The following is a 24,025-nucleotide window of genomic DNA, read 5'->3' as shown; positions in this document are numbered from 1 at the left end:
GTATGCGTATTCTCGATAAATATATTGTTCGTGAACTATTAGGACCCTTTATCTTTGGGATTGCCGCTTTTTCCAGTGTCTTTATCGGCACAGGCACTCTCTTTAAAATTGCTCAGTATATTACGAAATACGGGGCGTCTCTTTGGGTTGTGACGAAGCTCTTTGTTTTTAGTCTTCCCAGCATTGTCGTCTTGACTTTTCCGATGAGTATGCTGCTAGCATCACTTTTATCCTTTGGACGATTGTCAGGGTCAAGCGAAATTACAGCCATGCGTTCTGGCGGCCTTAGTTTTTATCGGCTCACTTTGCCGGTGTTTATCGTGGCTTTTGGTGTGAGTGTCTTTGCGGTAGCTTTTAATGAACTAGTTGTACCGCGGGCTAATGAAGCCTATAATAATATTGTACGTTATGATATTGAACAAAATACGGCTCCCAAGTCGCAGGAACATGTCATTATCAAAGATATTAAGGACGGCGCGTTGCAACGTTTAACTTACGCCAAACGGTTTGAAGCCGCTACGAATGAAATGATCGGCGTCACTGTACAAGATTTTGATAATGGCGAACTTGTCCGAGTGGAAAATGCTGAAAAAGCCAAATGGTTTAGCGACAAATGGATTATGTATCATGGTACAATTCATGATTTAACGCCCCAGGAGAACTCCACAGCGATTCGGGTGATGCAGTTCCAGGAACAAGTTTTGCCGTTAAATAAAGATCCCAAAGCCATTTCTCGCGATCAAAAGAAAATGGAAGAAATGACGATTAAAGAGTTAAAGCAGGAAATTAAGCTGTTAAAAGGTCAGTATGTTAATACAAATAACTATGAAGTAGAACTCCATCAGCGTCTGGCAATCCCCATGGCTAGCTTTATTTTTGCCATGATTGGTACGCCGCTAGGGCTTCAGCCTCACCGTTCGAGTTCCTCTATTGGCCTTGGCATCAGTATTATCATTATTTTTATCTATTATGCGATTATGACTGTAGCGACAGCGCTTGGCCAGGGTGGAGCAATTCTACCCGTTGCAGCGGCCTGGATACCGAATTTCATTGGCCTTCTTGCCGGGATTTACCTGGTACGCAAAGCGTCGCGCTAGGGAGGGAATACCATGTTCGGGATTACCCTTGTACTAATTATCGCCATTATGGGCGGTTTAATTGCCTATATTGGGGATAAACTAGGAACAAAAGTCGGTAAAAAGAAACTTTCGATTTTTGGCCTTAGGCCGAAGCATACTTCGATTGTTGTAACAATTATTACGGGAATCTTGATTTCTGCCTCTACTCTCGGGATTTTAGCTCTGACATCGCAAAATGTCCGGACGGCCTTATTTGGCATGGAAGCACTGAAAGCCCAGTTAACTGATTTATCAACGTCTGTGTCCAGGCAAAAACAGGAGCTGGAAAGCAGTCGTCAGGCCTTAGCCGATAAGACCGCCGAATATAGTGCGATGAGCGATAAGGTGGCTGACGTAGCTGCTAAACTGAGCGCAGCGACAGAACAGCTTACTGCAGTGACGGCAGAACGCGATAAGACTTTAGCGGCTCTTGCCGCAGTCAATGAAGAACTTACTGCTGCCGAAGGAAATTTGCAAATGGCTCACAGTGAAATAGCAGCTTTGCAACAGACAAAACAGGGACTCGAAGCAAAGCTTGTTTCTTTAGGTAAAACAATGAAAACCCTCGAAGCAGATAAAACCAATCTGGAAAAAGATGTGACGCAGCTTAAGGACGTTACGGCTAAATTACGTGCGGGCCTGCAGACTGTGCGTGAAGGAACGGTTATTTATCGGTCTGGTGAGGTCATTGGTAATTTTGTAGTTGCTGGCGGCAAAAATCGCGAAGAAACAATAGCTAGCTTGCAGGGGGACATTTATGATTTAAATCAAAGCATGCTTGATAAGCTGCAGATTGCTGATACATCCGTTCAAGTCCTGTGGATTCCTCAAGGCGAATTTAATCAGATTATTGATGCCATACTACAATCTGAGCAGGATGCGATTGTGCGGATTGTAGCGGCTGATAATACCGTGTACGGGGAACCCGTCATCGGTCATTTTGAACTTTATCCGAACAAGCTGATTTACAGTACTGGTACGGTGGTTCATAGCGAGGTGATTTCACCAATTGCGAATGCCCAACAGGCCGAAGAAACGGTGCTGGCCTTTTTGCGGCGTGTGAACGAACAAGCTCGCAAGCAAGGCATCTTACCTGACCCACTGCAAGGCACGGTCGGGACGATTAGCGGCTCACAGCTATTTGAGGCTGTGAATAAAGTAAAACGCTATACCGGTCCAGTTGAGCTGAAGGCAGTGACAGTGGAACCCATTTATTCTGCTGGACCGCTCAAGATTGAAATTAAAGTACAGCCCAGTTTCGGTTCACAATAGACCCAGGGGGGAATTAGGCTAAGCCTGATTCCCCTTCCTAATTCAATGAAAAAGGTGGAGACCAGAAGTGACTGTTTTTCAAACCATCGTTTTTGCTCTGATCCAGGGGATTACAGAACTTTTCCCTGTGAGCAGCGTAGCCCATGGCGTATTAACTCCTTATATTTTCGGCTGGAATATGGACCCGGAATTTTTAAAAGAACATTTCATGCCTTTTGTCGTTATGCTGCATCTAGGTACAGCTGTAGCACTCTTACTCTTCTTCGGCAGTGAGTGGCTTAGTATCATCAAATCGCTCTTTACAGGGAATCGAAAATATCGTCGTCTGTTGTTGTTAATTATTGTCGGCACCTTGCCAGCGGCAGTCATTGGTCTGAGCTTTGAAAAATTGATTCGTCACATGTTCAGCGATGTGACCAATGCCGCGGCATTTTTGATCGTCAACGGCTTTCTGCTCTATTGGGGCGAACGCCTAAGAAATCGAGGCCGTAAGGAAATCGAAGATTTATCGCTAGGGGAAGCGGCAATTATTGGTTTTTTCCAGTCGCTAGCCTTAATTCCCGGCTTTTCCCGCAGTGGCGCTAGTATGACCGCTGGATTTTGGATGGGCTTAAAGCATGAAGCGTCAGCCCGCTTTTCCTTGCTGCTTGCAACACCGGTTATTGTCGGCGCAGCCTTGTTGGAAGTACCGAAATTGTTACATACTCAAACGGAAGGCCTTTTTCAAATTTCACTGATTGGCGGTGCCTTATCAGGCGTAGCAGCGTTTATCAGCGTATGGGCGCTCATGAAATGGTTCCATACGAACGAAATTAGCGCCATGAAGCCTTTTGCCTTTTATTGCTGGCTCCTCGGCGGTTTCATCTTACTGAAAACCTTTTTATTTTAAAGCGTAAGTTTTGTTGGCTGTTGTATTAAGTAGATACTTAATACAACAGTCTTTTTTTATTTGGTGGTTGTTTTCTTTGTCTGTTTTTCCCGTCCCTCCCATCTTTGCGTCTGAATTCTCCGTGTCATAAGCGGAAGTCAAGTGCTAACGTTGACGCGGTGACACGGAGAATTCAGACGCCTTCCTTTCTTTTCTTTTTCCTGAATATACAAATTGTATTATGTAAATTAAAATGTTATGATCTCCATGAGGGTTTTTACAGATAAAACCCATGTGTTGTGCTGATATTGCCAAAATTTACAGTGGCGATAAAAGCAGGAGATAAGAATAGTTTATAGAATTATGTAAACTAGAGAAGGCGATTAGAACTGATGGGCAAGTGACGAAGTTTGTTTTTGAGGAAACATGGCAACTCAAAAAATCTATGGCGTCATGTCTAAAGGTGACTGATCAGTCTCTCGCAAAACAAAATTTCTTAGGGGGACGTAAATCGTGAACAAAAGACTCTTAAAAGTAGCTGTAACTACCGCATTGGCTGTTGCTTTCGCAGTACCGGTTTTTGCGAATCCTTTTGCCGATGTACCGACAAACAGCTGGGCTTATGGCGCTGTTAATCAATTAGCCAAAGAAGGAATTGTTACTGGTTATAATGATGGTACTTTCAAAGGCGACAAAACAGTGACTCGTTATGAAATGGCTCAAATGGTAGCCAAAGCTATGAACAAAACGATGACAGCAAGCCAAAAAGCTATTGTGGACAAGCTGGCGTTGGAATTTGGCGTAGAACTTGGTACGCTTGGTGTGAAAATCGATGGTATGCAAAAACAACTTGATAATCAAGTGAAAATCTCTGGCGATGCTCGTGTTCGTTACGGCGAAATGTCAGGTTCCCATGATGCTACAGATTTCAGAGCCCGTGTTTCTTTTGACGGCAAAATCAGCGATAATTTGAAATTCAATGCTCGTTTATCCAGCGGTAACGTGAATGCTGACGGCGGCACAAACAACATGCGTCTCGACACAGCAAACGTAACAGGTAACTTCTTAGGCCTTAATACAACAGTGGGTCGTCAAGATTTAAAACTTGGTTCTGGATTTTTGGCTGATACGCAAATGAATGGTGCTTCGGCTAAATTCGGCGACTTGAAACTCTTTGGCGGTACCGCTTTCTCCAATTTGGCAATTGCTAACTGGGATCGCGTTTATGGTGCTGAATACAATACGAACGTTGCCGGTGCGAAAGTCACTGCAGATTACTTGAAAGATCAAACACAAAAAAATAGCATTTACGGTGTGAATACTTCTTTTGGAATCATGGATGGCGTAACTGCTAATGCCGAATACTATCGCAACACGGCAGCTTCTGAAAGCAATACTTCAAAAGCTTTCGGCGTGAAATTTAATAATATTGGTTTAAGCGCCACTTACCGTAACGTAGGCCAGAACGCCTTTACTTCCTTCTCGGGCCTCGAAGCAACTCCGGCGAACATTCAATTCCCGGCATCAGGCTTCAACGGTTTCAAAGGTATGGAATACCAATATGATACGAACCTTGATAAAAATGCTACACTGACTGTGAAATATCAAGATTTCAAAGATCAAAACGGCAACAAGTTGAACAATCGCACAAGTGCGGCTGTGAACGTGAAATTCTAATAACGCTTTGTGAAGGGCGGGGACGGATGTCCTCGCCTTTTGCTATGTTCATCGAAGTGAGTACTTTATATTACAACGCGTCAACGTTATCACTTGACTTCCGCTTGTGTAATATGAAGCACTCACTTCTTATCTAAGGCGCAAAGGTGCAGTGCGTCACTGGGTAGCAAATAGACCGGAGCGGTTATGGTATAATGGGGCTATAGAAACGATGAGGCGGGGATTACTATGGTTGTGTTGGCAATTGATCCGGGACGGGAAAAATGCGGTCTGGCGGTGCTAAGAGAAAATGGTGAGGTGCTTTGTCAGGAAGTAATTGATACGGCGACTTTTTTGTCGGTGATCGCAGCTTGGCGGGAGAAGTTTTCGGTTACTGATTTAATTATTGGCAATGGAACGAGTTCCAAGGAGAGAGTGGAGGAACTCAAAAAATATCAAAGTAGAGAAAAAAATCTGACGCTTCATATAGTCGATGAATATAAAACGACAGAAGCAGCTCGGGTTCGCTATTGGCAGGAAAAACCGCCTCGCGGTTGGCGACGTTTACTGCCTACATCCTTTCAAGTACCGCCGGTGCCTGTTGATGACTATGTTGCAGTGCTCTTAGCAGAAAAATTTTTAAAGAGATAAATTTTTTTTAGCGAAAGAAGGAATAACTTTCCTCATGTAGAATATATTGTTTAGAGTCAATAAGGGGAGAATTATGCGAGGAAACGTGGCAACTCTCATTTGCATCCTCCGAAAAGGCTCAAAAAAACAAATTTCCTTAAGGAGGAAACAACTTCATGAAAAAGAAAGTTTCTCTTGCTCTTGCAGTAGCTATGGCTACTAGCGTGGGTGCAACCGCAATGGCTGCTCCTGCAAATCCTTTCTCTGATGTACCTTCCAAACACTGGTCCTACAATGCAGTACAGCAGCTTGCAAAAGCTGGTATCGTTGATGGTTTCAACGATGGCACTTTCAAAGGCGACAAAACCATGACTCGTTATGAAATGGCTACTATTGTTGCTCGCGCTATGGCTAAAGTTGACAAAGCTGACGCTCAGCAGAAAGCTATGATCGACAAATTGGCTGCTGAATATTCCACTGAACTGCAGAACCTCGGCGTTCGTGTAACGAACCTCGAAAACAAAGTCGGCAACATTAAATGGGACGGCTATGCACGGTTCCGCATGGAGCAGACTCCTGCTGGCTCCAACAATAACGTTAAAGATACTACTGGCAGAACTCGTCTGCGTTTGAACATCACCGCTCCTTTGAACGACGACTGGACTGTTAAAGGTCGTTTACAGTGGGATTCGAGAGAAAGTCTCTTGAATGACGGTACTAGCGCTAATGATAACGGCAGCATGCAGTTTGCATCTTTGTATGCAACTGGTAAAGGTCTTGGCTTAGACCAGATCTCCGTTGGTCGTGTACCTGTATGGTTGGGTCAGGGCTTCATCGCTGATATCAAAGGTTCTAACGGAAACACTTCGCCTGATTCATTAGTAATCGGCAAAAACTTTGGTTCCGTTAATGCCTTCTATGGTATTGGTCGTACTTACAAACCGTATAATAGCTCTACTAACACCATGAACATCAATTATGCTGGTTTGACTGCTCCGATTACGGACACTCTTGCTTTTGATGCATCTTATTTGAAAGATAATAAAGATGAATGGTACAAAACTTGGGGCGCTGGCTTGAAATACACTGGTCTCCAGAACTTCACGCTGAGCGGCGAATATGCACAAAATAAATCCAAAAATGCTAAGTTCCTCCAGAACGGTTCCGCTGCTAAAGCTTACCAGGTACAGCTGAAATACAAAGGTGCTGACAAAAAAGCTGTTAACACTTGGGGCACTTGGGTAGCATTCAATAAATTTGATGCTGGCTTCGATCCTGCTGACTTCACTACGACTGATATGAGCGTTAAACAAATTAGTGCTTTGACGCTTACTGGTCTTAAAGGTCAGGAATATGGTATTGAATACGTACCATTCAAAAATGGTGTCTTGAGCTTCAAATATGAAAACTACAAGACTACCTCTACTGCTAATTACAGCAGCTTCAATACTCCTAAAAAAGCCTACATCGGCCAATTGGAAGTATTCTTCTAAGAAACGGTCAAAAGAACTCGGGATTTTCCCGAGTTCTTTTTTTATCGCCAAATCCTGCCTAAAACGGCAGGATTTTTCTATTTGTTAGGCGAATTTGAAATAAGTTAGAATGACTGTGCAAATTTATAACTACAAGGAGGCGTTTTATTTGCAGAAAAAAATAGTAAGTCTTGTCCTGGCTTGCATGATGGTACTTTCTGTTTCATCGCTGGCTTTTGCGGCAACAACGGTGAATATTACGGTTACTGACTTTGACCATATTGCTCCTGGCGTGGAATCGATGGCCGAAGGCAATGGCGCCATTGATTGGCGACAGGGACTAATTCAAGTGAAGGGCTTTGGCGTTGCGCCATCACAATATTCTACTATGGCACAGGCGAAAATTATGGCGCGGCGGGCAGCGATTGTCGATGCTTACCGTAATTTAGCAGAAACAATTCGTGGTGTTCAAGTTGACGCAGAGTCGACTGTCTTGAACTATCAAACAGCCAATGATACAGTTCGCGTTCGCGTCTCTGCCTTAATTCAAGGTGCTAGAATTTTGAAGGAACAGCCTATGGAAAATGGCGGCTATCAAGTAATTATGGCCATCAATTTGTATGGCGATAACAGCTTGAGCGGCATCGTAACTGATGCGGCAAATGTACAGCCTGTAGCAATTCCGCAGCCTAGCGTTCGGTATGACGTGCCAGCAAACTACACGGGGTTGATCGTCGATGCTAGAGGTCTTGATTTAGATCCGGTTATGGCGCCAAAAGTATTTGACCAATCAGGCCGCGTAATTTACGGGAATCAGTATGTTGATGCGAATACGCAGGTTTCCCGTGGCTTAGCGGACTATGCCTTTACAGAAGAGGATTTGCAGGCAGCAGCAAACGGTCAGTCTCGTGCTGGCGCCAATCCTTTCGTTATCAGAGCTGTTGGACTTCGCGATAATAATCGCAATATCGTAATCAGCAATGAAGATGGTGATCGCATTTTAGCAGCGAACGCAGCAAGCGGTTTTATTCAAAAATCAGCCGTTGTGTTAGAAAAGTAGAATAAAATTATTATGACTGCTAAGTCAAAAATGGTAATTTCACTAGGGAAGCAAAAAAAGTCATAAACATGACTGCTTTTTGCTTCTTTTTTTCGTTTTTTCTATTGCGTTAATCTAAAATTAACATTATACTAAAATCAAACTTTGAAATTGTATAAAATTAGTAGACATTTCAAAGTTGGCAGACAGTAAGGAATTGGCGTAAAGAAAAAGCTAAGGAAACGTGGACACTTAACTTGGAATTTACAAAGATTCTTCACTAAATGCCAAAAATTAAATCCATTTAGGGAGGAATTTACACATGAAAAAATCTCTTCTTGCATCAGCTATGGCAGCAGCCGTAGTACTTTCCACTTCGGTAGCTATGGCAGCACCTGGCGACATTACCGTTGACGGTAACGCTTACTACCAATACCGTAACAACAGCGGCTCTACTGCAGCTGGCGACAAACGGATTAACAAAACAGCAGTTTTCTTAAATGTAAAAGGTGACTTGGGCGGAAACTGGAGCGTTTACAGCCAGTTTGCAGCACAAGGCGCTAATGGCGGTAAAGATTTCCAGAGCGATGTTTATACGAACGATAAAGAATTTGCTGCAGGTTTAAATCAATTTGGTTTCCAATATACTGGCGATACCAGCACAGTAAAAATTGGTCGTCAAGATTTGATTCTTGGTAGCGGTCTGTTCTATGATATCACTGGTAAACTTGGCCGTCACAGCTTACTTGATGGTGTAACTTGGACTGGTAAAGCCGATGCGCTTTCCTATCAGGTAGTTGCTGCTCAGGAAGATAGAAGCCGTGGCGACGGTCAAGCATCGAAAAACAAAATGTATGCTGCTCATGTTGATTATGCTGCAACTCCTGACTTCACTGTTGGCGCTACTTATGCAAACTACAAGTATAAAGATTCCAGCTTTAAATTGGGCGATAAACAAACTGTAAATGCTTATGCTATGAATCTTGGTTATAGCTTCGGTGCTGCTAACGTTTATGCTGAATATGGCAAAACGAACAACTCCAATGATAACAAAGCTTATCAATATGGCGTAGGCTATCAGTTTGATGACAAAAACAAAGCTTCCGCTACTTACTATAAAGTCGAAGCTAATGGTGATTTGAACGGTAACACGACGTTTGACACTGGTGAAAAAGGCATGTACTACAGCTATACTCATACTTTCACCAAAGCTGTGAACGTAAACGTATTCTATAAAGATTCTAAAAATGTTAAAAATGACAACATTAAAGACAAATCCTTCCGTGCAACTGTTAACTACAACTTCTAATCTTACCATTAGAATAGAGACGAAAATCCTGCCTTCATTGGCAGGATTTTTTCTTTTGCTTCCCGAAATAGTAAGCATTTGGAATTAGGAGGGTATATCCTTATGAATCGAAAAATTATTGCTTTGGTTCTAGTTATTTGTCTCAGCTTTTCCTTTGCTTCTCTGGGCTTTGCTCAAGGAGTAAGCTCTGATATGACGGCGCTCGAAAAACTTAGTGTTACCGAGAATATATATTATGGTAGCGAGCAGACGGGTTCCTTGATTGATCGTACGAAAAAGTTAGAAAAAGACATTTTTGGCGCTAGTGAAAAAGATCCGATCATGACGCGTATTGATCGTCTTTATGCCTACACGAAATTATCTTCGATTGGCAGTCCTTCCTTTATTTTAAGGTTAAATGCAGCTGAGTGGAATTTGTTGCATAACGTGACTAATAATGCGGCGAAGGCGCGGTTAGAAAGCCTAGAAACGACTCTTTCCGGCAGTCCGACTACTGGCGCGTTTGATACGCGGCTGACGAAATTAATGAGACTTGCCTTTACGGATGGGCAAATTGATTTGGCTGAGGCGGCAGTGAAACAGGATACGCTCGTTAAAATTAAGTTGTTGACGCCACTGACCAGTAAAGATAGTCGTCCCGGCGATACGGTAAGTTTCATCGCAGCGGAAGATATTTTTGATAACGGTGTACTGATTGTGACGAAAGGGGCCGTTGGTCATGGCACGGTGAAAGCCGTAGATCGCGCGGGAAATTTAGGACGTGACGGAAAATTGCAGGTTGAGTTCAACTCCATTGAAGCGGTAGACGGCTCGGAGCTTGCTACGGTTCTTGGTGACAAGGCCAAGGAGAAAACAAACAGTGTTGCAAAGGTTGCCGGAGCTTCTATGGCTGGGATGATCTTACTTGGACCGATTGGTATTCTTGGTGGTGCTTTTGTTCATGGAAAAGATAATGATATGCCTGCTGGTTCAGAAATTTACATCCAAACAAAATCGGATACACGCATATATGGTGTGAAAATTCGTTAAGACAATGAAGCGACAGAAACAGCTTGAAACCGGTCCTTTACCAAGACCGGTTTTTCTCTTGTCTGCCGGAGATTGCCACAGGAAAAACGGCAGGAAAAGAGCTTTTCCTGTAGAAACATGATACAATAGTTATGTTTATGAAAAAATCCTTCATCGATTTTTATTTAGACTACGGCTTCGGTTTGGTTAGATCATTGTTAGAGTAGAATAGAGGAGTATATTATGAAGAAATCATCGCAGCGTCTGTTGCGTTTTTTGGTAGCTTATAGTCTTGTTTATGGCGGTTACGGCGTTCATTCTATGGATTCGTTGCAGGCAGCGCCTTTGACGGTCAATCAGGAAAGTGTGCAGAACGAAACGACAGCCAATCAGTCAAACAACGCAGTAAACGATTCGCAGGTTGCGGATACGGCAGAAGGTGCACAGGCAGATAGCAAGGTTGCTGCTAAACCGGAAGAAGCGAGTACGGTTAGCAAGGGTGATCAGATTGAAAAGGTTGATAAAGGCGATACAATCAGTAAAGCCAATAAAGTTGATAAAGCTGACAAGGCTGACAAGGCTGACAAAGGCCAACATAAGAAGACTGCGGCTGTGGCTAAACCGAAAGAACCCATTACCATTACAGCGGATGAACTTTATGTGAACGATGCCAATGGCGATGTTTATGCTAAAGGGAATGTAAATATCCTGCAGGCAACACAGCTGATGACCACAGATCTTGTGAATGGGAATACGAAACAGCAGGAAGTTTGGGTAAATGGTCAAGCTGTATTTAGTGATTCCTTAACAAATACGAAACTGAATACAGAAGGCCTTCGTTATAATTATCAGACCAAGGAAGGCACGCTCGATCAGATTAAAGGTCATGTGGGCCGAGATATTGTAACAGGCCATGAAGCGTTGACCTTAAATGGTGAAATTATTATACATGACGGTACCATGACGCGTTGCCCTGCGAAGGTACCTGATTATCATATGAGCGCTGATAAAATTGAAATTTGGCCAGGCGATAAAATGATCGCTTATAATGCCAAGGTGTGGATTGGGTCAATTCTGCTGTATACAATGCCGACCTATACGCAATCCCTGGATCCGAATGCGGAACAAACGGCTTATCCATCTATTAGTTATAGTAATCGTGATGGAATTCATATAAAGCAAAAGTTGACGCACAGTATTACTGACAATTTGACAGCTTATACAGAACTAAACTATTACGGCAAACTTTCCTTTAAAAATAATAGTGGTATTAATTGGGACCAAAAAGATTATTGGATTGAAGCTAAGGCCGGTTACTATCGCGACAGCGACGCCAACTGGGTGAAAAAGTGGCCAGAATATGATTTCCACTATAAATCGCATCGCATTGGCGATCTGCCGATTACCTATACTTTTGACGCCACGTATGGGAAATGGACTGATTCTAAGCGAACAAGCTGGCATGAAGAATATAACTTGTATTTTACGCGAGATCAAATCCATTTAGATCCGAAAACTACCTTAGATATGGGAACTGGCGTAGGTTTCATTAAAGAAAGTGTTGATAATTCAATCATTCATAACTTTAAATATGACGCGACTGTCGGCCATACTTTTGATGATAAATGGTATAGCTGGGTGGGCTATCACTTTACGAAGAGCCAAAACAGTTTGTTTGCATTCAATCGGGCCGATATGGGCCGCGAACTTGATACCGGTTTTACCTATCGGTTTGATAAGAAAAATGCCATTGGCTTTAGTCAAAGCTATGACTTAAAGAATAAGCACGTATATGATCAGGATTACACCTGGTATCGCGATCTGCATTGCTGGCAGCTTACGTTGACGTATCGAGCAAAACGCCATGAATGGAAATGGGATGTTTCCTTAGCTCGCTGGTAAGAAAAGTGACTGGTAAAGAAGAGGAATCGTTATGCAAATGAATTCTACAGAAAAGCAATCCGATTTATTACGCTGGATTGACTTGATGAAAGATAAGAAAATTATGGTCATTGGTGATATGGTGGCCGACTCCTATTTAGAAGGCGTCATTTCGCGTATTTCACGGGAAGCGCCTGTACTCATCTTGGAACACAAGGGCGAGAAAGTTGTGCCAGGCGGCGCTGCTAATGTGGTGCATAATGCCGCTACGCTTGGCGGCCACGTCTATGCTGTCGGTGTAATTGGTGAAGATACGGTTGGTGAACTGCTGACCGCTAAGTTGCAGAGCGTGGGCGTTGAAACGGCGGGGCTGATCAAGGAAGGCGACCGTCCTACCATTAGTAAACAACGAATTATGGCTGGCGGTTTGGCAACCGTGCGGCAGCAGGTTGTACGTATTGACAGAGAAAGCAAGGAGCCGCTGTTGCCAGAAACAGAGGCTGCTTTGCTACAGTATATAGAAATAGAACTTTCTAATATGGAAGCCGTTGTGCTCAGTGACTATGGCAGCCAGACTGTGACGTCAAAGCTCCGAACGACGGTGATTGATTTGTGTAATAGACATAATATTCCTTGTATGGTCGATTCCCGTTACGATATTCTCGCCTATCCGCAGGTAACGCTAGTGAAACAAAATGAGGCAGAGGCAGCGGCGGCTTTAGGCCTAGCCGAGATTGCTGCTGACGGGTTTAGTGCCGCAGCTAAAGAATTGTGCCGTCGTCTACAGGCAAAAGGTGTCTTAATTACGCAGGGGGCCCAGGGAATGACTCTGGTTGAGTCTAATGGCCAGTCGACGCATATTCCTGTATCGAATGTAAGTGAAGTTTATGATGTAAGTGGCGCCGGTGATACAGTGGTTGTGACGATGATGCTGGCGATTGCGGCGGGCGCGGACTATTCGACAGCGGCTCGGATTGCTAACTATGCGGCAGGAATTGTAGTAAGAAAATCAGGAACTGCAACGACAACACCTGATGAATTAAAAGCGGCGATTGTCAGCACTGATGGAGGAAACGAAAATCATGAAAGTCATTGAACGAGATCATTTAATGAAGTTGGGAGAAATGCTGCGCCAACAAGGCAAACAAGTGGTATTTACAAACGGCTGTTTTGATATTTTGCATGCCGGGCATGTTCGCTATCTCAATGAAGCGAGAACTTTGGGCGATTGTTTGATCGTCGGTTTAAATAGCGATGCTTCGGTACAACGTCTTAAAGGCCCATCGCGGCCGATTAATCAGGAAGCGGACCGGGCAGAAGTATTGGCCGGTCTTTATGCCGTAGATTATGTCGTCATTTTCTCGGAACAAACGGCGGAACCGCTTGTGGCGGAACTGAAACCAGCCATTTATGTAAAAGGCGGAGATTACTCCTTAGATAAACTGCCGGAAGCGACGATTGTAGCTGCCTACGGTGGAAAAACTGTCCTGGTGCCGGAAGTCCAAGGGCGATCTACAACGCGAGTCATTGCTAAAATTGCAGAGCAGGGGAAGTAGTATGACAGAATCAGGCCGTCCGCAAAACATTTTAGTCGTAAAAATGAGCGCTATCGGTGATGTCATTCATGCGATGCCTGTAGCTTATGCGATCAAAGAGACCTATCCTAATAGTCATTTAACTTGGGTTGTGGAAACAGGCTGTCGTGAACTCATTGAGCATAATCCTTATGTCGATGAAATTATTTCTTTTCCTAAGAAGGATTTTCGCAGTCTCCCAGGCCTTATTCGTAATATTCCGCCCTTAAAAGCGAAGCTTACGGCAAGACCCTATGATGTGGCGCTAGATCTACAGGGGCTCTTTAAAAGTGCTGTAATTGTTTATTTAAGTAAAGCGAAAGCGGCCTTCGGATTTTGCAATATGCGCGAAGGTAGTTCTTTGATCAGCCGTCCTGTTTGCGGCGCCCATCAACAAGGCCATGTGATTGAACGCTATCTGGATGTGGCCAGAGCGATTGGCTGCAAAGTGCAAAATGTTCGTTTTCCTTTAGAAATTAAAGCAGAAGAGCAGGAAAAGGCTGAAAAAATTGCTATAGCAGCAGGATTTTCGTTAGATGCACCTTATGTTTTATTAACGCTGGGGGCCAATTGGCCGAATAAACGTTGGCCAGCAAAACATTTAGCGGCAGTCAGTGATTGGTTATCGCTGCAAGGCGTTGCGCCTGTCTATATCGGCGGGCCTGGCGATCAGCCACTGTTAGAAGCTGTAAAGAGCTTCGCCAACCGACCGTTTTTTGATATAACAGGGAAAACTTCTTTAATTGAATTGGCAGCGCTGATTTTAAAAGCGCGTGTTTTTTTAGGGGGCGACACTGGGCCGATGCATTTAGCAGCGGGTCTTGGTACGCCAGTCATCGGTTTGTTCGGACCGACTGATACCAACCGAAACGGTCCCTATGGCGCAGGCCATCGGACCCATGTCATCGCTTTAGATTGCGCTGGCTGTTGGCAGCGTAGCTGCCCCAAGCGCTTAGATTGTCTGGCGCAAATATCGCCAGAGGCTGTGATGGAATCCTTTCGTATTCTCCTGGCGCAGGGCAGGGAGGGAAAAGCATGATTTCTATGCCGAACCAGGCTCAGCGCATTCTAGTCATAAATCTCGCTTTTATTGGTGATGTATTGTTGTCATCGCCTTTGATTACGGCTTTGCATGAGGCCTATCCTGCCGCGCAAATTGACTGTATGGTCATTCCTTTGACCGAACCAATTGCATCGCGTCACCCGTATGTAACGGAAACGCTTGTCTATGATAAGCGGGGCAAACATAAAGCGTGGCTTGAGCTAATGAAACTGATTCAAACTGTAAAAAGCCGCCACTATGACTTGGCAATTTCGACGAATTTTGCCGCCCGCGGCGCGATGTTAGCTTGGGCGGCGCGCATTCCGCAGCGTATTGGCTATGATGCGCAACATGCTGGGGTATTTTTAACGCAGACGGTGAGCGCTCAGCGGCCGCTTGTGCGTCATGAAACGGAAAATTACCTCGATTTGCTGCAACCATTAGGAATTAGCGCGCCGAAAGCACCGCTTGATACTGCCTTAAAACTTGCTGTACGACCTGAAGATAGGACCAGTCTGGCAGAAAAATATCCTGACCTGTTTCCGGCGACCTCTAAGCCGGTAAAACCCATCATTGCTTTATGCCCGGTTGGAAGTTATGCTCGAAAGAGTTGGGATGAGGCAGGCTATTTGTCTGTCATTGCTGATTTAGCAAAAGATCATGAGGTTTTACTGCTTGGCGGCCATAAAGAAGCGCCAGCCTTGGCAGCACTAGTAGCGGCAAGCGGTGATAAAGCGTTAGCTTTGGCGGGAAGCCTTTCGCTTGGAGAACTGGCTGCTCTCTTAGAACAGTGCCAACTGCTTGTCACAGTCGATACGGGACCGCTTCACTTAGCGCAGGCTGTAGGGACGCCCGTACTAGCTTTATTTGGTCCGACCGATCCTGCTATCTGGGGACCGCGCGGGCCAAGAGACCGAGTTTTTTATCGACACGAGGACTGTTCTCCCTGTTGGGGAAAGGGCGAATGCCGCGAGCAGCAGTGTATGAACCATGATGCGGCGGCTGTTATTGCTGCAGCCCGAGAACAGTTGCGAAATGGAGCGACTCTATGAGTGTATCTGTTATTATATTAGCAAAGAATGAAGAGAAAAATATTGAAGCTTGTATTCAAAGCGCCTTGTTTGCCGACGAGGTCATTGTCATCGACGATTTCAGCACGGATCGGACTGTAGAACTAGCGAAACAGCTAGGGGCGACAATCTATCAGCATAGTATGAACGGCAACTGGGGCGCCCAGCAAACTTACGCGATTGAACAAGCGAAGACCGATTGGATTTTTTTCCTTGATGCCGATGAACGGATTCCTGCGCCTTTGGCTGAGGAAGTGAGAACCGCTGTTGACAGAAATGAAAAATATGCCTATCTCGTACCAAGGCTGAATCATGCCATGGGCAAGCCCCTTTATCATGGCGGCTGGTATCCTGACTATGGCTTTCATTTAATGCCGCGCGAAGATTTTCATGTGGAAGGCTTTGTTCATCCCCAATTCATCCATCCGTATCAGTCACGCAAACTCAAGAACCATATTATTCATTATACCTATAGCAGTTGGGAACAGTACTTTAACAAACTGAACAACTACACGCGGCTTGCTGCTGAAAAAAATTATGGTAAGGGCAAGCGCTGTTCGTTTTGGCGCGATATCGTGGCTCGGCCCTTATTTGCTTTTGTGAAGATGTATCTCTTACAAGGCGGCTGGCGTGATGGGAAGATCGGCTTTATTTTAGCTTCGTTTCATCTGACCTATACGATGGCGAAATATGTGAAGCTAGACAGTCTGGCCGAAGAGCAGGAGAAATAGTTATGAGAATCGCTGTGTTTGAATCGATTATTACGACAGGCGGCCACGAAGTGGATTTTGACCGTCTTTTAATAGAAGAACTCGTTGCTTGCGGCCACGAGCCGATCTTATATGTACCGGAAAAATTCCCCTTTCAGCATGACTATACAATTCCGATTCATTACTTACAGGGGTGCGGCGTTTCTTATGCCGGCGTGACGGGTCTTAAAAAGAATTGGCTCAGCCTTGTGAGAGAATATCGTCGTTATCAGTGGTTTACGCAGCTGTATCGGGAAGCGGCGGCTGGAAAATTTGATGCGATCATCATTCCTACCTCGACATATCGCTATCTCAAAGGATTAAAGCGCAGTCCCTTGAAGAATTCGCCTGTGCCAGTGCTCTTTGTCATGCATGGCATCAATCCGACGGAAAAGCCGAAGGTCAAGGCCGCGCTCAGTGCTTTCGTGGCGCAGCCCCAGATCCAAGTGGCTGTAATTCACTGCGGCGGACGTCTGTTTCCGGCTGCTAATAAACAGATCCAAACAATCAAGCCACCGACCTATAAGCCGCGCGATCTGGCCATTGAAGCAGCGGCGGCGCGGCAAAAGGCGAAAGGCGCCACGGGGCAAGACGAATTGATTCTGGGCTTTTTTGGCCAGTATCGTCGCGAGAAGAATCTGGAAGCTTTTTTGCAGCTCTTTTTGGACTGCCGCTTTACCAGGTCCGTCAAGTGCGTGATTCAAGGCGCTACAGTCGATCCGGCGGACCGAGACGATTTTGATCGACTGATTGCTAAATATGGCAGCTATAAAGAATTTCAGTTTATTCATAAAGGCTTATTCGGCCGTGAGTGGCAAGAAGCCATTTTGGCCATTGACGCTCTTGTTATGCCCTATGCTGCGCCGCGTTACCGTTATCATTGGGGCGGCATGCTCTTTACGGCGATTGGTTTTCAAAGGCCGGTGTTGTTATCGGATGATATTAATCCAGAGGTGCTTGATAGCTATGAGATTGGTTTAGCCTTTGATGCGACGGATCCTGCAGCGCTAAAACAAGCCTTGACGGAATTTGTAAATACCTTTGACGAACAAGAATCTACCTATACTGAGGAATTAGAGCGGGCTGCTGTTGACTTTGCACCGAATCGTTTTGTGCAAGGAGTAGTGCAAATTTTAACAGAGACGACAAAGGAGCGTATGCGACATGATTCGTGAAGTGATAGAAGAACATCTGGCGACGATTGAAAAATTGAAAGCGTTAGAGTCAGATATTGCCACAGCTGCTCGGATGTGCAGCGAAACGATTAAGTGCGGTCAGCGGATTTATTTAATGGGAAATGGCGGTAGTGCCGCTGACAGTCAGCATATTGCCGCTGAATTTGTCGGCCGATTTCAGGTAGAAAGAAACCCATTACCTGCCGTCGCTTTTACAACGGATACCTCTATCTTAACAGCTGTCGGTAATGACTACGGCTATGACGCTATTTTTCTGCGGCAGGTACAGGCTTTTGTGCAGAAGAATGATCTCGTAATTGGCATCTCTACTTCAGGCAACAGCCCGAGTATTGTGCGCGCCATGGAAGAAGCAAAGCGGCGTGGCGCTCGGACACTGGCGCTTACTGGTCAAGGCGGCGGCAAGCTGGCTGGCTGCGCTGATTTATGTCTGGCTGTACCAGCGCCAGTAACCGCACGCGTCCAGGAAGCTCATATTTTAATCGGCCATATTCTTTGCCAGCATATTGATGAGGTGTGTCATGATTGCCCATAAAGAAATGCTTTTAGACTATTTTGGTCAGACGATTCGTAAGAGTCGGATTCTTGTTCTCGGCGATATTATGCTGGATCGGTATTACTTTGGCGAAGTAAAACGGATTTCGCCAGAAGCGCCAGTGCCGGTAACGCGTGTTTTAAAACAGACTGGCGTATTAGGCGGCGCTGGCAATGTAGCGCATAATTTACGTCGCTTGGGCTGTCAGGTCGATCTAGTCGGACTTGTTGGGGCCGATGAGGCTCGTGGCGCTTTGACAGAACTTATGGCGGCCAGCGGGATGCATACAGACAGCTTAGTCGAAAGCAGCCGTCCTACCACGACAAAGCTGCGTGTGATTGGCGGACATCAGCAGATGATGCGAATTGACTTTGAAGAAACAGCGCCGATCTCTCGGCGCTTGGAAGATAAAATACTGGAAAAAGTACAACAAAGCCTGGACCAAGGCGCAGCTGTAATCATTCTTTCTGATTATGGTAAAGGCTTGTGTACGCCGCGGCTCTGCCGTCAGGTCATACGCATAGCGAGTGAGGGGAACGTACCCGTCATTGTTGACCCAAAAGGCGACAAGTGGCAAAAGTATCAAGGGGCGTCTTATATTACGCCGAATTTGAAAGAAGTGGGCGAAGCACTGAAGAAAAAAGTGGCCAATGAAGATGGCGAGGTGCTGAAAGCCGCGCAGACTTTGCGCAAACGATTTTCCCTCGGCGCAGTCATTGCGACACGTTCTGAGCATGGTTTAAGCTATGCGGGCGAAGCTACGGTCTTTCACATTCCTACACTAGCCCAGGAAGTCTTTGATGTCTCAGGGGCAGGTGACACGGTAATCGCCGTATTCGGCGCTGCTCTGGCCGGCAATTTGCCACTCTATGAAGCGGCTTATGCGGCCAATCTAGCAGCAGGCGTTGTTGTCGGCAAAGTGGGAACTTATGCGATTTCCCAACGAGAGTTCGTTGCAGCTTTGCAGCAGGCAGTTGAAGTAAAGGAGGAAGTAAAATGATTATTGTAACAGGCGGTGCCGGATTTATCGGCAGCAATTTAGTCAAAGGCTTGAATGAAAAAGGCTGCCACGATATTATTATTGTTGACAACCTCGGACAGAGTGAAAAATATAAAAATTTAATTGGAATTCGGTTTCATGATTATATGCATAAAGAGGATTTTCTGGAATCAATTAAACAGGGACGCTGGGGTGATGAACCCGTAGAGGCGATTTTTCATCAAGGCGCTTGCTCTGATACGATGGAGTATAATGCCAACTATATGATGGCCAATAATTACGAGTATAGTAAGACGCTGTTGCAATATGCGATGCATCGCAATATTCCCTTCTTTTATGCGTCGTCAGCTTCTACGTATGGTAGTGGTGCGAAAGGCTTTACGGAAGGCGATGTCTGTGAAGGCGCTCTGAACACCTACGCTTTTTCGAAACTGCTCTTTGATCGCTATGTCCGTCAAGTTATGCCGTCAGCGACGAGTCAGATCGTTGGCTTAAAATATTTTAATGTTTTTGGACCGCAAGAAAATCACAAAGGCAAGATGGCCTCGACGGCTTTCCATTTCTACAATCAACTGAAGCAAGGTGACACAGTACGTCTCTTTTCTGCTTACGGCGGTTATGAAAATGGTGAGCAGCGCCGCGATTTTGTCTATGTGAAAGATGTTGTGAAAGTTAATCTTTCGTTCTATGAGCAAAAACTGACGAGCGGAATTTACAACTGCGGTACAGGCCGCGCCCGTTCCTTTAATGATATGGCTAAAGCTGTTATGGCAACGCAACAGCGTGGTCGCATCGAATATATTCCTTTCCCCGATTCCTTAAAAGGAAAATACCAGTGTTATACCCAAGCGGATTTGGCAAATTTGCGAGCTGCTGGTTATACGGAAGAATTTACTTCACTGGAAGCGGCTGTCGCTGACTATGTGAAGCAACTTGATCAGAATGAGGGATACTACGAATTATGCTAAGAAAGGCCGCTTTTTTTGACCGCGACGGCGTATTGAATATTGATAAAGGCTATGTCTATAAGCAGGAAGAATTTGTGTGGATGCCAGGCGCGATCGAAACGATCCGGCGCTGTAATGAACTAGGCTATGCTGTAATTGTTGTGACAAATCAAAGCGGTATTGCTCGCGCTTATTATGAAGAAGCAGACGTTAAGAAGCTTCACGCCTGGATGAATGAAGAACTGGCCAAGCAGCAGGCTCATATTGATGCTTTCTATTATTGCCCCCATCACGTTCAAGGAGAAGTAGCTCGTTATCGAGAGGACTGTAATTGTCGCAAACCGCAACCGGGTATGCTGCTACAAGCTACCGCAGATTTGGGGCTAGATAGGGCGAACTCTTTTATGATTGGTGATAAACAAAGCGATATGGAAGCCGCCGCGAATGCCGGGGTTACGGGATATTTCTTTAAAGCCGCCGAACATAACGGCAATCTCTATGACTTTGTGAAGACACACATCACGATGAATCCTACTTTTTGACCTAAAATGACGGAAGGAGGCGAAGCGATTGTTAAATGGCAAGAAAATCTTAATTAGCAGCTGCGCTGGTTTGGGCGATCTGCTCATGTTTACACCAGCTCTGCGCCGTATCAAGGAAATGTATCCGAGCTGCCAGATTACTTTTATGACGAATCAGCCGCATAAAGACGTTCTGAGCGGTCTGTCTTATATTGATAAGGTTGTCACAATTCAGCGCAAAAAGCTCTTTGGCCGTTTGCGTTTGTTACCTGTTCTGTTGCAGCAGGACTATGTGATCTTTACGGATTGGCAGCCGCAACTACTTGTTGCTTCCTATCTGTTCGGCGTCAAACGGCGGATCGGCATTCCTAAGCCAGGCCATTCCTTGAATCGCTATTTTACGAAGGAGCTTCGCCGCCATGTCCTGGAAACACCTGATTATGCTGCGGTCACGAATGCCCTGATTTTTTCGGAAGCGCTTGATATTACGCTGGATGGCGATATGACGCACTACGATATATCGCAGCCGACGGAACGTGACGAAGCTGCTGTGGATAAGCTGCTCGTAGAAGTGGGACTTTCGCCTATGACTCCATTTATTTGCCTAGCCCCTTTTACCGGGATGGAGGAGCGAAACTGGCCGCTAGAACATGTGAGCGATTTTATTAAAAAAGTAAAAGACCGTTACGGCGCTTCGCTGCCAGTGGTACTGATTGGACCGCCAGGCAAGGCGGAGGCCGCTGCCGGACTTGATGTAAAAAGCCTTGTCGGTAAAACTTCTATATTAGAAATGGTTGCGCTCATTCGGCGAGCAGCGTTGTTTATTGGACCTGACAGCGGGCCTATGCATATCGCCGGTGCTGTTAATACGCCGCTGATTGCAATGTTTTCAAAGGATTTGCCGTCACGCTGGGCGCCACGGTATCATTGTTCAGTCATTACGCTAAACATGCCTTGTTCTCCCTGCAGTGATGCAGTGGCTCGGCAGTGTCCGACAGTAGCTTGTATGCGCGAAATTACGGCGGATATGGTACTGGCGAAGACAATCGAAATACTTAAGTAAAGTTGAAAGACAGGAGCGAAGCAGATTGAAAACTCCCCAAAATATTCTCGTCTACTCTTTGGTCAATATTGGTGATGTATTGCTTACGACAAGCGCCATTGCCTTAGTCCGTAAAGCCTATCCCAAGGCGCGGATCACAGCTATGGTACGGCCTGAATCAGCGCCGATTATGGAAAATAATCCCCTTATTGATGAAGTCTATATATATACCTATCGTTCCAAAGAGCGATCCTTGCGTTCTTTGTGGGACCAAGTAAAAAAATTAAAAAGCAAAAAATTTGATCTTTGTTTTGCCTTTGACGGCAAAACCCGTTCCTGTCTGTTAACTTGGCTAGCTGGTATTCCGGTACGGGTGGGCGGTCAAAAGATCTTTGATGATAAATTCAGTTGGTCTACTGTGACTTTTACTCATACCATTCCCATTACCCATGATCTGGCTGTAACGCCGCAGGCTTATACCTTTCAAGCTATTGTCAAAGGGTTTACGGGTCAGGAAGGCTGGGAAAAACCTGTCATGGCTTCTCTTACCGAAGCAAATCACCAAAAGGCTAAGGAACTATTAGCTGCTTTGCCGCCTAAAAAGTATGCGATTGCGTTATGTGTAAAAGGAACCTTTGAACTAAAGAATTGGCCGAAAGAATACTTTGCTCGTCTCGTAGAAAAATTAAACAAACGTTATGATGCTAATTTCTATATTATTGGCGCTCCTGGTGACAAAGCCTATGCTGATTCGGTCATTGCCCTTTCGGCTGTGCCAATTCATAATTTTTGCGGCAAGACCAGTCTAATCGATTTAGCAGCGCTGCTTGATGCGTCTGATTTATTTGTTACTGTTGACACGGGCGCCGCTCATGTGGCGGCAACGACTTCGGTGCCGATGCAGGTCATGTTCGGCTGCTATCCGCCGCCGCGCTGGAAGCCTTTATCGGATCAAGTGATAACTTACCATAACGACGTTCCCTGCTGTCCCTGTCAAGTGCCGGAAGATGGCTGTCTTTATGAAAAACGTTGTTTAACAGGGATTTCCGTGGATGAAATCTACGAAGGAGCATGCCAATGGCTGGACCGCAAAAAATCCTAGTTACAAACCGAGCCGGGATCGGCGATGTTGTTTTATCAACCCCCATCTTGAAAGCGTTGAAAGAGCGTTATCCTAAGAGCCATATTGCGCTGCTTGTAGGAACGAATGTATATGATCTATTAACAGGTCTTGACTATATTGACGAAATTATTACGTATGAACGAGATCAGGACAGCACTTGGAGCATTGTAAAACAAATTTGGCGCTATGACTTGGCTATTTGCATTGATTTTACCTATCGAAGCGCTCTCATGGCCTTTTTAGCGATGATTCCAGTTCGAGCGGGACTGCGCCATAAACGCGGCTTCTTTCTCAATCGGCCTGTAGCTAGAGCCATAGAACAGGAAGACATGTACGAAACTTACAATTATGCCGGAATTATTGAACGCAGTCTCGGCTTAACGCTGCAAGGGGATTTCACGGAATTGGATGTTTCGCCAGCGACTCCAGCTGATTTGGCCAAAGTAGACGAATTGTTTGCCGCTAGCCAAATTACGCCAGAGATGCCCGTGATTTCCATCGTCCCCTTTAGTTCCGCTAATGCGAAAAACTGGCCTTTGGTCAAACTGCAAGAGTTGATTGATCGACTTAAAGCGGCCTATGACTGTCGCATTCTGCTGCTTGGCTCCAAGGGCGATGCCGAGCGGGCGGCAGGCCTAAGGGGCGTCGAAAATTGGCTTGGTCGTACAAAGTTAACGGAAATGGCGGAGATTTTTCGCCGCTCGCGGTTCTTGATTGGCCATTGTAGTGGCCCGATTCATATTGCCGCAGCAACAAAAGTGCCCATTGTCGCTCTCTATGGCGCCACTTCCTCCAAACATTGGGCGCCAAAGAACCGGACGATTCTGGTAGAGCATCCGCTTGCCTGTACGCCTTGTGATGCGATTGGCTTTGAATGTTCCCATGCAGTGTATCAGCAATGCATGAACAATATTACTGTGGCAGAAGTTTTTGCTGCCTGTCAGAAACAGTGGCAGGCAAGTGAGAAAGGATAAAA

At 45.3% G+C, this 24,025-nt stretch carries 23 protein-coding genes; all 23 read left to right on the top strand.

Annotation, left to right across the window (positions count from 1 at the left end; genetic code table 11):
- Window positions 1–2 precede the first annotated feature (2 nt).
- The 23 genes from AC0MXB_RS07960 to AC0MXB_RS07850 all read left to right on the top strand — a co-directional run bounded on the left by AC0MXB_RS07960 (window position 3) and on the right by AC0MXB_RS07850 (window position 24,023).
- Window positions 3–1,097 carry an LptF/LptG family permease gene (locus AC0MXB_RS07960; protein WP_474039125.1) on the top strand — a complete coding sequence of 365 codons (1,095 nt, stop codon included), beginning with the start codon at window positions 3–5 and terminating at the stop codon, window positions 1,095–1,097.
- A gap of 12 nt (window positions 1,098–1,109) precedes the next feature.
- On the top strand, window positions 1,110–2,390 hold the full coding sequence (locus AC0MXB_RS07955; protein WP_474039124.1) for a DUF3084 domain-containing protein: 1,281 nt from the start codon (window positions 1,110–1,112) through the stop codon (window positions 2,388–2,390).
- A 67-nt stretch (window positions 2,391–2,457) separates the two neighbouring features.
- Complete coding sequence (locus AC0MXB_RS07950; RefSeq protein ID WP_474039123.1) at window positions 2,458–3,279, top strand: undecaprenyl-diphosphate phosphatase; 822 nt, start codon at window positions 2,458–2,460, stop codon at window positions 3,277–3,279.
- Between the two features lie 492 nt (window positions 3,280–3,771).
- Window positions 3,772–4,935 (top strand): S-layer homology domain-containing protein, encoded by a 1,164-nt coding sequence (locus AC0MXB_RS07945; protein WP_474039122.1) that lies wholly within the window; start codon window positions 3,772–3,774, stop codon window positions 4,933–4,935.
- 228 nt (window positions 4,936–5,163) lie between these two features.
- Window positions 5,164–5,565 (top strand): RuvC family protein, encoded by a 402-nt coding sequence (locus AC0MXB_RS07940; protein ID WP_474039121.1) that lies wholly within the window; start codon window positions 5,164–5,166, stop codon window positions 5,563–5,565.
- Between the two features lie 155 nt (window positions 5,566–5,720).
- Window positions 5,721–7,037, top strand: a complete 1,317-nt coding sequence (locus AC0MXB_RS07935) for an S-layer homology domain-containing protein (protein WP_474039120.1) — start codon at window positions 5,721–5,723, stop codon at window positions 7,035–7,037.
- A gap of 148 nt (window positions 7,038–7,185) precedes the next feature.
- Window positions 7,186–8,076 (top strand): LPP20 family lipoprotein, encoded by an 891-nt coding sequence (locus AC0MXB_RS07930; protein WP_474039119.1) that lies wholly within the window; start codon window positions 7,186–7,188, stop codon window positions 8,074–8,076.
- 301 nt (window positions 8,077–8,377) lie between these two features.
- Complete coding sequence (locus AC0MXB_RS07925; RefSeq protein WP_474039118.1) at window positions 8,378–9,364, top strand: porin; 987 nt, start codon at window positions 8,378–8,380, stop codon at window positions 9,362–9,364.
- A gap of 102 nt (window positions 9,365–9,466) precedes the next feature.
- Window positions 9,467–10,393: a hypothetical protein gene (locus AC0MXB_RS07920; RefSeq protein WP_474039117.1), complete on the top strand. Its 927-nt coding sequence runs from the start codon at window positions 9,467–9,469 to the stop codon at window positions 10,391–10,393.
- Window positions 10,394–10,615: 222 nt separating this feature from the next.
- Complete coding sequence (locus tag AC0MXB_RS07915) at window positions 10,616–12,274, top strand: LptA/OstA family protein (protein ID WP_474039116.1); 1,659 nt, start codon at window positions 10,616–10,618, stop codon at window positions 12,272–12,274.
- A gap of 31 nt (window positions 12,275–12,305) precedes the next feature.
- On the top strand, window positions 12,306–13,349 hold the full coding sequence (locus AC0MXB_RS07910) for a bifunctional heptose 7-phosphate kinase/heptose 1-phosphate adenyltransferase (RefSeq protein ID WP_474039115.1): 1,044 nt from the start codon (window positions 12,306–12,308) through the stop codon (window positions 13,347–13,349).
- Window positions 13,336–13,809, top strand: coding sequence for a D-glycero-beta-D-manno-heptose 1-phosphate adenylyltransferase (gene rfaE2, locus AC0MXB_RS07905; RefSeq protein ID WP_474039114.1), 474 nt, complete (start codon window positions 13,336–13,338; stop codon window positions 13,807–13,809). The genes AC0MXB_RS07910 and rfaE2 overlap by 14 nt, the downstream gene beginning before the upstream one ends.
- A 1-nt stretch (window position 13,810) precedes the next feature.
- Window positions 13,811–14,866 carry a glycosyltransferase family 9 protein gene (locus AC0MXB_RS07900; protein WP_474039113.1) on the top strand — a complete coding sequence of 352 codons (1,056 nt, stop codon included), beginning with the start codon at window positions 13,811–13,813 and terminating at the stop codon, window positions 14,864–14,866.
- A complete protein-coding gene (gene waaF, locus AC0MXB_RS07895) occupies window positions 14,863–15,921 on the top strand; it encodes a lipopolysaccharide heptosyltransferase II (protein WP_474039112.1) in 1,059 nt (352 codons plus the stop codon). The genes AC0MXB_RS07900 and waaF overlap by 4 nt, the downstream gene beginning before the upstream one ends.
- Window positions 15,918–16,670 carry a glycosyltransferase family 2 protein gene (locus tag AC0MXB_RS07890; protein WP_474039111.1) on the top strand — a complete coding sequence of 251 codons (753 nt, stop codon included), beginning with the start codon at window positions 15,918–15,920 and terminating at the stop codon, window positions 16,668–16,670. The genes waaF and AC0MXB_RS07890 overlap by 4 nt, the downstream gene beginning before the upstream one ends.
- A gap of 2 nt (window positions 16,671–16,672) precedes the next feature.
- A complete protein-coding gene (locus AC0MXB_RS07885) occupies window positions 16,673–17,863 on the top strand; it encodes a glycosyltransferase (RefSeq protein ID WP_474039110.1) in 1,191 nt (396 codons plus the stop codon).
- Window positions 17,853–18,416, top strand: coding sequence for a D-sedoheptulose 7-phosphate isomerase (locus AC0MXB_RS07880; RefSeq protein WP_474039109.1), 564 nt, complete (start codon window positions 17,853–17,855; stop codon window positions 18,414–18,416). The genes AC0MXB_RS07885 and AC0MXB_RS07880 overlap by 11 nt, the downstream gene beginning before the upstream one ends.
- Window positions 18,403–19,416, top strand: a complete 1,014-nt coding sequence (rfaE1, locus tag AC0MXB_RS07875) for a D-glycero-beta-D-manno-heptose-7-phosphate kinase (protein ID WP_474039108.1) — start codon at window positions 18,403–18,405, stop codon at window positions 19,414–19,416. The genes AC0MXB_RS07880 and rfaE1 overlap by 14 nt, the downstream gene beginning before the upstream one ends.
- On the top strand, window positions 19,413–20,384 hold the full coding sequence (rfaD, locus tag AC0MXB_RS07870; RefSeq protein ID WP_474039107.1) for an ADP-glyceromanno-heptose 6-epimerase: 972 nt from the start codon (window positions 19,413–19,415) through the stop codon (window positions 20,382–20,384). Before rfaE1 ends, rfaD begins: the two co-directional genes overlap by 4 nt.
- A complete protein-coding gene (gene gmhB, locus AC0MXB_RS07865; protein ID WP_474039106.1) occupies window positions 20,378–20,905 on the top strand; it encodes a D-glycero-beta-D-manno-heptose 1,7-bisphosphate 7-phosphatase in 528 nt (175 codons plus the stop codon). The genes rfaD and gmhB overlap by 7 nt, the downstream gene beginning before the upstream one ends.
- Before the next feature lie 28 nt (window positions 20,906–20,933).
- Window positions 20,934–21,947 carry a glycosyltransferase family 9 protein gene (locus AC0MXB_RS07860; RefSeq protein ID WP_474039105.1) on the top strand — a complete coding sequence of 338 codons (1,014 nt, stop codon included), beginning with the start codon at window positions 20,934–20,936 and terminating at the stop codon, window positions 21,945–21,947.
- A 25-nt stretch (window positions 21,948–21,972) separates the two neighbouring features.
- Window positions 21,973–23,028, top strand: coding sequence for a glycosyltransferase family 9 protein (locus AC0MXB_RS07855; protein ID WP_474039104.1), 1,056 nt, complete (start codon window positions 21,973–21,975; stop codon window positions 23,026–23,028).
- Window positions 23,004–24,023, top strand: a complete 1,020-nt coding sequence (locus AC0MXB_RS07850) for a glycosyltransferase family 9 protein (protein WP_474039103.1) — start codon at window positions 23,004–23,006, stop codon at window positions 24,021–24,023. Before AC0MXB_RS07855 ends, AC0MXB_RS07850 begins: the two co-directional genes overlap by 25 nt.
- The last annotated feature ends 2 nt before the right edge of the window (window positions 24,024–24,025 follow it).

The sequence above is a fragment of the Pelorhabdus sp. sgz311001 genome (genome assembly GCF_055901755.1).
Note: the sequence above shows the minus strand (reverse complement) of the source record. Positions and strands in the feature narration are given on the sequence as shown.

Bases quoted from the DNA above. Each gene is read 5' to 3' on its own strand.
- AC0MXB_RS07960 (WP_474039125.1), top strand. From the start codon at position 3: ATGCGTATTCTCGATAAATATATTGTTCGTGAACTATTAGGACCCTTT.
- AC0MXB_RS07955 (WP_474039124.1), top strand. From the start codon at position 1,110: ATGTTCGGGATTACCCTTGTACTAATTATCGCCATTATGGGCGGTTTA.
- AC0MXB_RS07940 (WP_474039121.1), top strand. From the start codon at position 5,164: ATGGTTGTGTTGGCAATTGATCCGGGACGGGAAAAATGCGGTCTGGCG.
- AC0MXB_RS07935 (WP_474039120.1), top strand. From the start codon at position 5,721: ATGAAAAAGAAAGTTTCTCTTGCTCTTGCAGTAGCTATGGCTACTAGC.
- AC0MXB_RS07925 (WP_474039118.1), top strand. From the start codon at position 8,378: ATGAAAAAATCTCTTCTTGCATCAGCTATGGCAGCAGCCGTAGTACTT.
- AC0MXB_RS07920 (WP_474039117.1), top strand. From the start codon at position 9,467: ATGAATCGAAAAATTATTGCTTTGGTTCTAGTTATTTGTCTCAGCTTT.
- AC0MXB_RS07915 (WP_474039116.1), top strand. From the start codon at position 10,616: ATGAAGAAATCATCGCAGCGTCTGTTGCGTTTTTTGGTAGCTTATAGT.
- AC0MXB_RS07910 (WP_474039115.1), top strand. From the start codon at position 12,306: ATGCAAATGAATTCTACAGAAAAGCAATCCGATTTATTACGCTGGATT.
- rfaE2 (WP_474039114.1), top strand. From the start codon at position 13,336: ATGAAAGTCATTGAACGAGATCATTTAATGAAGTTGGGAGAAATGCTG.
- AC0MXB_RS07900 (WP_474039113.1), top strand. From the start codon at position 13,811: ATGACAGAATCAGGCCGTCCGCAAAACATTTTAGTCGTAAAAATGAGC.
- waaF (WP_474039112.1), top strand. From the start codon at position 14,863: ATGATTTCTATGCCGAACCAGGCTCAGCGCATTCTAGTCATAAATCTC.
- AC0MXB_RS07890 (WP_474039111.1), top strand. From the start codon at position 15,918: ATGAGTGTATCTGTTATTATATTAGCAAAGAATGAAGAGAAAAATATT.
- AC0MXB_RS07885 (WP_474039110.1), top strand. From the start codon at position 16,673: ATGAGAATCGCTGTGTTTGAATCGATTATTACGACAGGCGGCCACGAA.
- AC0MXB_RS07880 (WP_474039109.1), top strand. From the start codon at position 17,853: ATGATTCGTGAAGTGATAGAAGAACATCTGGCGACGATTGAAAAATTG.
- rfaE1 (WP_474039108.1), top strand. From the start codon at position 18,403: ATGATTGCCCATAAAGAAATGCTTTTAGACTATTTTGGTCAGACGATT.
- rfaD (WP_474039107.1), top strand. From the start codon at position 19,413: ATGATTATTGTAACAGGCGGTGCCGGATTTATCGGCAGCAATTTAGTC.
- gmhB (WP_474039106.1), top strand. From the start codon at position 20,378: ATGCTAAGAAAGGCCGCTTTTTTTGACCGCGACGGCGTATTGAATATT.
- AC0MXB_RS07850 (WP_474039103.1), top strand. From the start codon at position 23,004: ATGGCTGGACCGCAAAAAATCCTAGTTACAAACCGAGCCGGGATCGGC.